A 6287-nucleotide genomic window follows, 5' to 3' on the forward strand; every position below is an offset into this window, starting at 1 on the left:
GCGGAGTGGGCGGCGGCGGGTCTCGCGCAGTACGCCCCGGCACAGCCCTGACGGCTCCGTTGCGAACGGCCCCGCGCATCTCCGGCGGCGAGCCTCTCAGCCCGTGACCGCTCGACGGTGGGCCGCGCGTGGGTCGATGCCGCACGGTCCCGGTCCGGATCGCGAGTGATCCTCCGCCCTCGTCCGCGTCTCCCGGCCCAGAGACAGGTGTGCGGGTTAGACTGAGGTCTACGCCCGACGACGACGAGGAGTCACCATGTTCCAGGGTTTGACCGGATGGCACCTGCTGGTGGTCCTAGCCGTCATCCTGCTTCTGTTCGGCGCCGCCAAGCTCCCCGCACTCGCGAAGAGCATGGGCCAGTCCGCTCGTGTGTTCAAGAGCGAGATGAAAGAGATGAAGCGCGACGACGAGATCTCGACGTCGACCGCCGAGGCTCCGCGCGCCACCGATGCCGGCACGACCCCGACCGCGGCCCCGGAGCCGCGCAGGTCGAACGACCCCACCGTCTAACCGGTGGCGACGGCAGGACCGCCGCGGATCGACGTGCCCGAGGGGCCGCGGCGAGACAAGCGCATGTCGATCGGGGCGCACCTGGTCGAGCTGCGCAAGCGACTCATGTGGGCTGCTGCGGCGCTCGTGGTCGGCATGGTGGTCGCCTTCGTCATCACCGATCCGATCATCCACCTGATCACCGAGCCGATCCGCGTCATCGCGGAGCGCCGCGGCGACGACTTCTCGGCCCTGAATTTCACCTCGGTCACCTCGGCGTTCGATCTGCGCATGCGCATCGCGTTCTCGATCGGCATCTTCCTGTCGGCGCCGATCTGGCTGTGGCAGATCTGGGCGTTCATCATGCCCGGTCTCACCCGTAAAGAGATCCGCTACACGGTCGGGTTCGTAGCATCCGCTGTGCCGTTGTTCTTCATCGGCTGCTGGGTCGGCCTGCTGATCGTGCCGCACGTGATCGAGCTGATGTGGGGCTTCACCCCCGAGGGCGGCGTCAACTTCTACAACGCCGTCGACTACTACGACTTCGTCTTCAAGCTCCTGATCGTGGTGGGCGTCTCCTTCGTGCTGCCGGTGTTCCTGGTCGCGCTGAACGTGGCGGGGGTGATGAGCGGCAAGGCGATCCTGAAAGGGTGGCGCGTCGCCATCCTCATCGCCACGATCTTCTCGGCCCTCGCCACCCCCGCCGCCGACGTGGTGAGCATGCTGATGCTCGCCGGCATCCTGGTCGTGCTGTTCTTCGCCGCCGCGGGCCTGTCGATGCTGTTCGATCGCCGCAAGGCACGCCGGGTCGCCGCAACGGAGATGGCGTCGGGGCCCACCGCGTGAGCGCGCCCAGTCCGGCCGAGCGCTTCGCTCGTGCCAGCGCCCGCTCGACGCACCCGCACACGGCGGACTTCGCCGAGATGCAGCGCTTCGAACTCGACGATTTCCAGATCGCCGGATGCCACGCCCTCGAAGACGGGCGGAGCGTGCTGGTGGCCGCCCCCACCGGTGCGGGCAAGACTATCGTCGGCGAGTTCGCCATCCACCTGGCCATGCTCGAGCCCGGCGACAAGGCGTTCTACACGACGCCCATCAAGGCGCTGTCGAACCAGAAGTTCCACGAGCTGCAAGAGGTGTACGGCGACGACGAGGTCGGCCTGCTCACCGGTGACACCAACATCAACGCGTCCGCGCGCATCGTGGTGATGACCACCGAAGTCCTGCGCAACATGCTGTACGCCGACTCGCCGGCGCTGCGAGGACTCCGGTTCGTCGTGATGGACGAGGTGCACTACCTCGCCGACCGCTTCCGCGGCGCGGTGTGGGAAGAAGTGATCATCCACCTCCCGCCGTCGGTGAAGCTCGTGTCGCTGTCGGCGACCGTGTCGAACGCCGAGGAGTTCGGCGATTGGCTCGACACCGTCCGGGGCGACACCGAGGTGATCGTGTCCGAGACACGGCCCGTGCCCCTCGAGCAGCACGTGCTCGTGCGCGGCGATCTGCTGCCACTGTTCGACGACCGCGCCGGGGTCGCCACGGCCCAGGTCAACCAAGAACTCCTGCGCATCCGCGGCGGCAACGCCGGAGGGTACGAGAACAACCGCCGCGCGCAGGAGTTCCGCTCCGCGCGTCACGCCGGCGGTCCCCGCCACGCGCACCAGCGACGCGGGGGGCACAAGCTGATCCGCGCCTCGCAGGGCCCGCGCATCGAGCGCATCGACCGTCCCGAAGTCGTCGAGCTGCTGCAGCGCAATCACCTGCTGCCCGCCATCTTCTTCATCTTCAGCCGTGCCGGGTGCGATGCCGCCGTGCAGCAACTGCGCCGCGCGAACGTGCGACTGACCTCGGCCGAGGAGCGCGTCGAGATCCGCCAGATCGTCGACGAGCTGACCTTCTCCCTGAAAGACGAGGATCTCGCGGTCCTGCACTTCTGGGAGTGGCGCGACAACCTCGAGCGCGGCATGGCCGCCCACCACGCCGGTCTCCTCCCGGCCTTCAAAGAGGTCGTCGAAGAGCTCTTCCGCCGCAAGCTCGTCAAGGTCGTCTTCGCCACCGAGACCCTCGCGCTCGGCATCAACATGCCCGCGCGCACCGTCGTGCTCGAGAAGCTCGAGAAGTTCAACGGCGAGGCGCGCGTCGCGATCACCTCGGGGGAGTACACCCAGCTCACCGGCCGTGCCGGTCGCCGCGGCATCGACGTCGAGGGCCACGCGGTCGTGCAGTTCACCGAGGGGCTCGACCCGCAGTCGGTCGCCGCTCTCGCGTCTCGTCGTACCTACCCCCTGAACTCCAGCTTCCGGCCGACCTACAACATGGCCGTCAACCTCATCGACCAGTTCGGGCGCGCCCGCGCCCGCGAGGTGCTCGAGTCGTCTTTCGCGCAGTTCCAGGCCGACCGCTCGGTCGTGGGCCTCGCCCGCCAGGTCAAGGACGCCGAGGAGTCCCTCGCCGGTTACGAGCAGGCGATGACCTGCGACCGCGGCGACTTCCGCGAGTACTCCACGATCCGCCGCGAACTCAGCGACCTCGAGAAGACGAACCGGCGGGATGCCACCGCGCCCCGTCGGCTGCGTGACGAGCGGCAGCAGCAGATCCAGTCGCTGCGGAAGCGCATGCAGCGGCATCCCTGCCAGTCGTGCCCCGACCGCGAGGCGCACGCGCGCTGGGCGGAGCGGTACTGGAAGCTCAAGCGGTCCACCGACAAGACCCGTCAGCAGATCGACCAGCGAACCGGCACCGTCGCGCGCGTGTTCGACCGCGTGGTCGAGGTGCTCGCGGCGCTGGAGTACGTCCGTGTCGAGGAGGACGGCGCGACCGTCCTGACCCCCGCGGGCCGCACGATGCGTCGCATCTACGGCGAGCGCGACCTGCTCGTCGCCGAATCGCTGCGACAGCGGCTGTGGGAGGGGCTCGACGCGCCCTCACTCGCCGCCCTGGCGTGCTGCCTCGTGTACGAGCCCCGGCGCGACGAGGCGGGGCCGGGGGAGCGTGGGCTGCCGCGCGGTGCCTTCCGTGCAGCCCTGGATGCCACGCAGACCCTGTGGCAAGAGCTCGACGACCTCGAGCGCGACCACCGTCTCCCCGGGTCGGAGTCGCCCGCGTCGGGCCTCGCTCCCGCGATGCACGCCTGGGCAAAGGGGCTCCCGCTCGACAGCGTGCTGACCCTGGCCGACATGGCGGCGGGCGACTTCGTGCGCTGGGCCAAGCAGACGATCGACCTGCTCGATCAGATCTCGCTCGTCGCCGACCCGCAGTTGGCGAAGACCGCGCGTACGGCGTTGGATTCCGTGCGTCGGGGCATCGTGGCGTACACGTCGGCATGAGCGCCGATCCCCTGACGCCCGCTGACCGGGCCGACCGTACCGCGCCCCTGCTGCGGCTGGCGTATGCCGCTCCGCTGTCGGTGGTGGCGGGGCTGCTGCTGGTGACGGCTTATCCCGCGCTGGCGTGGTGGCCGATGGCGGTGCCCGCGGTGATCGTGGCGCTCCTCACGCTCATCGGTCGTCGATTCTGGTCCGCGGTGCTGGTCGGGTTGCTCTTCGGCGCCGCGTTCTTCTCGGTCAACCTGCTCTTCACGGCTCGCTACCTCGGCCCCGTGCCCTGGATCGCCCTGTCGGTTCTCGAGTCGCTGTTGACGGCGGTGTTCGCCGTGCCGATCGCGCTCGCCTACCGATGGATGCCGAAGATCGCCCCGGGCACGCTCGGGCGCCTCGTGCTGCTCCCGGCACTCGTCGCGGGCCTGTGGACGCTGCGGGAGCAGATCGTCGGCTCGTGGCCGTACAGCGGCTTCCCCTGGGGGCGGATCGGCGTCTCGCAGGTGAACGGCCCCTTCGCCGAGGTCGCCTCGTGGGTGGGCATGTCGGGACTGTCGTTCCTGGTCGTGCTGCTGTGCGCGATGGGGGTGGAGCTCGTCCGGGTGGGGGGCCTTCGCCGTCTCGCGCGCGTCGTGCCCGCGGGCGTCGTCCTGGTGGTGCTCGTCGCCCTGCCGGCGTTCCCGACGACGGCGGCGGGGTCGATGCGCGTGGGCGCCGTGCAGGGCAACGGGCCCGCGGGCTACTTCGATAAGCGGGCGCCCGGCGCCGTCTTGGACGCGCAGCTCGCGGCATCCGCCCCTCTTCTCGGTCAAGACATGGATGTGCTGCTCTGGCCGGAGGGCGGTGTGGACTCCGATCCCACCTCGAACACGTCGACGGCGGCGGTGCTGCAGCAGCTGTCCCGGCGGGTCGATGCGCCGCTGCTCATCTCGGCGGTGACCGAGCGGGGGGCGGAGCTGTTCAACTCCTCGTTGCTGTGGACGCCCGAGGGCCAGGTCGGAGCGACCTACGACAAGCGCAATCCGGTGCCGTTCGGGGAGTACGTGCCCGATCGCGCCTTCTGGGAGCCGTTCGCCCCCGACCTCATCGGACTCATCGGCCGGGAGTACACCCCGGGTACCGCGGCGCCGCTGATCGATGTGAACGGCATCGGCGTGGGGCTGGCGATCTGCTTCGACGTCATCTACGACGACGTCGTCTGGGACGGCGCCGCCGAGGGGGCCCAGGTGTACATGTTCCAGACGAACAACGCCGACTTCCGCGGGACCGATGAGAACCTCCAGCAGCTCGCCTTCGCACGCATGCGCGCGATCGAGACCGGGCGGTCGGTGGTCAACCTGTCGACGGTCGGCACGAGCCAGGTCATCGCACCCGACGGGTCGACCCTCGACGAGCTGCCGATCGACACGGCGGGGCACATGCTCACCGACGTGCCGCTGCGCACCGGACTCACCCCCGCGGTGATCGTCGGGCCCGCGGTGAAGATCGTCCTGGGATGGGGGAGTCTCGCCGGACTGGTCGTCGCCGGTGGTCTCGTGCTCGTGCGCGCCCGTCGCACGAGAAAGACGCCGACCCCCGAGGGGGCCGGCGTCTGAACTCGTCGGTCAGCGTCAGGCGCTGAGCTTCTCGCCACCCGCTCCGCGACGCGCGCGGACGAAGGCGAGGCGCTCCTCGAGCAGCTCTTCCAGCTCGGGGAGGGTGCGACGCTCGAGCAGCATGTCCCAGTGGGTACGTGCGGCCTTGTCGGCGCTGTGGTCGACGGTCGCGATGCCGTCACCGATGCGCAGCAGCGCCTCGGCGCCGCACGTGCGGCACTCCCAGGCGTCGGGAACCTCGGCGTCGGCGGCGAACGTCAGGACGGTGTCACGTCCACAGGTGCTGCAGTTGTAGGTGTGCTGAGCACGGTCGTGAAACACGACGCCATCTTCGCTTTGGAGGCTCTGGGCGCCGAGTCGGATGCCGCGGAGACTGCGGTCTGCCATTGTGTGGTCCTCTCGTCGGTCACCATGTATAACGCTTGCACCTGTGCGCTTTATTCGAACCCCGGGCGACGGCGAGGCTTTCACAGACGATGCTCAGACAGCCGTCGTTCCCCGCCCGTTCACCATCGCGATCGCGACGTCGGCGCGATCGGTGACGAGCCCGTCCACACCGAGGTCCAGCAGGCGCCGCATGTCGACTTCGGGGTTGATCGTCCACACGTGCACCTCGACGCCGGCGGCGTGCGCGTCGCGGATCAGTCCTTCCGTCACGACGCGGACGCGGCCCTGGCGTTCGGGGATCTGGAGGGCGTCGAGGTCGGCGAGCAGCCGGCGGACCCGGGTCTTCTGACGCAGCGCCCGAGCGGCCACCAGCCTCGCCACGGTGGACGAGCCGGGGGAGGTCGCCGGTGGCAGGGCGGCTCCCGCCGCGGCGGCCGCCCGGAGGGCCGCGTGGCGACGTCCGTCGGAGAAGCTCGTCACCAGCACGCGGGCCGCGTG

Annotated in this window: 6 protein-coding genes; 4 read left to right on the forward strand and 2 right to left on the reverse strand. The window is 69.7% G+C overall.

From position 1 onward, the window contains the following. Nucleotides 1-256: 256 nt before the first annotated feature. The 4 genes from tatA to lnt all read left to right on the forward strand — a co-directional run bounded on the left by tatA (nt 257) and on the right by lnt (nt 5402). Nucleotides 257-511: a Sec-independent protein translocase subunit TatA gene (gene tatA, locus RWP81_RS13290; RefSeq protein ID WP_314456856.1), complete on the forward strand. Its 255-nt coding sequence runs from the start codon at nt 257-259 to the stop codon at nt 509-511. Between the two features lie 63 nt (nt 512-574). Continuing rightward, nucleotides 575-1336: a twin-arginine translocase subunit TatC gene (gene tatC / locus RWP81_RS13295; RefSeq protein ID WP_055955430.1), complete on the forward strand. Its 762-nt coding sequence runs from the start codon at nt 575-577 to the stop codon at nt 1334-1336. Continuing rightward, nucleotides 1333-3816 (forward strand): DEAD/DEAH box helicase, encoded by a 2484-nt coding sequence (locus RWP81_RS13300; protein WP_314456858.1) that lies wholly within the window; start codon nt 1333-1335, stop codon nt 3814-3816. The genes tatC and RWP81_RS13300 overlap by 4 nt, the downstream gene beginning before the upstream one ends. Next, on the forward strand, nt 3813-5402 hold the full coding sequence (gene lnt, locus RWP81_RS13305; RefSeq protein ID WP_314456860.1) for an apolipoprotein N-acyltransferase: 1590 nt from the start codon (nt 3813-3815) through the stop codon (nt 5400-5402). Before RWP81_RS13300 ends, lnt begins: the two co-directional genes overlap by 4 nt. 15 nt (nt 5403-5417) lie before the next feature. On the opposite strand, the gene RWP81_RS13310 is transcribed toward lnt, so the two are convergent. Together RWP81_RS13310 and RWP81_RS13315 are read right to left on the reverse strand one after the other, a co-directional pair. Next, complete coding sequence (locus RWP81_RS13310; RefSeq protein WP_314456862.1) at nt 5418-5789, reverse strand: RNA polymerase-binding protein RbpA; 372 nt, start codon at nt 5787-5789, stop codon at nt 5418-5420. Between the two features lie 93 nt (nt 5790-5882). Then, nucleotides 5883-6287, reverse strand: a 405-nt coding sequence (locus tag RWP81_RS13315) for a glycerophosphodiester phosphodiesterase family protein (RefSeq protein WP_314456864.1), incomplete at its 5' end; no start/stop codon positions are given.

The sequence above is a fragment of the uncultured Microbacterium sp. genome, from assembly GCF_963521695.1.
Classification (GTDB): Bacteria; Actinomycetota; Actinomycetes; order Actinomycetales; family Microbacteriaceae; genus Microbacterium.

Coding starts and splice junctions, on each gene's coding strand:
- tatA (WP_314456856.1), top strand. CDS start 257: ATGTTCCAGGGTTTGACCGGATGGCACCTGCTGGTGGTCCTAGCCGTC.
- tatC (WP_055955430.1), top strand. CDS start 575: ATGTCGATCGGGGCGCACCTGGTCGAGCTGCGCAAGCGACTCATGTGG.
- lnt (WP_314456860.1), top strand. CDS start 3,813: ATGAGCGCCGATCCCCTGACGCCCGCTGACCGGGCCGACCGTACCGCG.
- RWP81_RS13310 (WP_314456862.1), bottom strand. CDS start 5,789: ATGGCAGACCGCAGTCTCCGCGGCATCCGACTCGGCGCCCAGAGCCTC.